Source organism: Pedobacter segetis (assembly GCF_016623585.1).
GTDB lineage: Bacteria > Bacteroidota > Bacteroidia > Sphingobacteriales > Sphingobacteriaceae > Pseudopedobacter > Pseudopedobacter segetis.
The window spans coordinates 1-909 of sequence record NZ_JAEHFY010000060.1 but is presented as its reverse complement, the minus strand read 5'-3'; the positions used below and the strand labels follow the sequence as shown (position 1 = coordinate 909).

The following is a 909-nucleotide window of genomic DNA, read 5'->3' as shown; positions in this document are numbered from 1 at the left end:
TAATTAATTCAAGTTGCTAGTTAAAGAATAAAAAAGTAAGCATCAAAAATGAGAAATTTGGTTTACTACAACTAAATACTCAAAAATATGATGCTTACCAAGGACAAAATTATTTCAATTTTTTGTTTAATCGATGATATTTTGAAGGGAATTGAGCACAAAGAAGATAAAAGACGGTTAGTAAGTGACAGCGAAGTGATCTTGACGGCTATAGTTTCTTCCACGAGCTTCTATGGAAACCATTCATCAGCTATCCAGTTCATGAAGCAGTATGGGTTCATTCCCAATATGCTGGAGAAGAGCAGGTTTAACAGGCGGCTCCATAAAGTTGGCAGTCTACTTTATGGTTTGTTCGAGATTATTAGCGGTTACTTTAAAGAATTTTGCTGTGAGCTGCATTATATCATCGATTCCTTTCCAGTGGCAATCTGCAACAACATCAGGATTCCAAACTGCAGGATATTGAAGGGTAAGAAGTGGAGGGGCTACACGGCAAGCATGAGGGATTATTTTTATGGGGTAAAGGTGCAGTTGCTCACCACAAAAGATGGCATACCCATAGCTTTCCATTTCACCCCCGGCAAGACCGCTGATGCAAAAGCATTGGGAAAAATGATAGATAAACTACCAGCGGAAGCTTCGATATATGGCGATAGTGCTTATCTGGATTACGGATTGGAAGATAGTGCCTTTGAAAGAAAGGCTGTACTGTTGAAAATTCAGAGAAAGTCAAATTCGAAAAGGATAGATACAATGGAACAGAAGGAGGAAAAGCTGAAAATGAGAAAAAGGATAGAAACGGCTATCAGCGATATTAAAAAGATGTTCCCTAGAACAATACACGCAGTAACGTTAGAGGGATTTCTAATAAAATTAACCCTGTTTGTTTTTGGTTTGCAATTAAGCAAA

The 909-nt window shown here is 37.8% G+C and carries 1 protein-coding gene; it reads left to right on the top strand.

What is annotated here, in order from left to right:
- Positions 1–87: 87 nt before the first annotated feature.
- A partial coding sequence (locus tag I5M32_RS16560; protein ID WP_200588282.1) for an IS982 family transposase occupies positions 88–909 on the top strand: 822 nt, incomplete at its 3' end.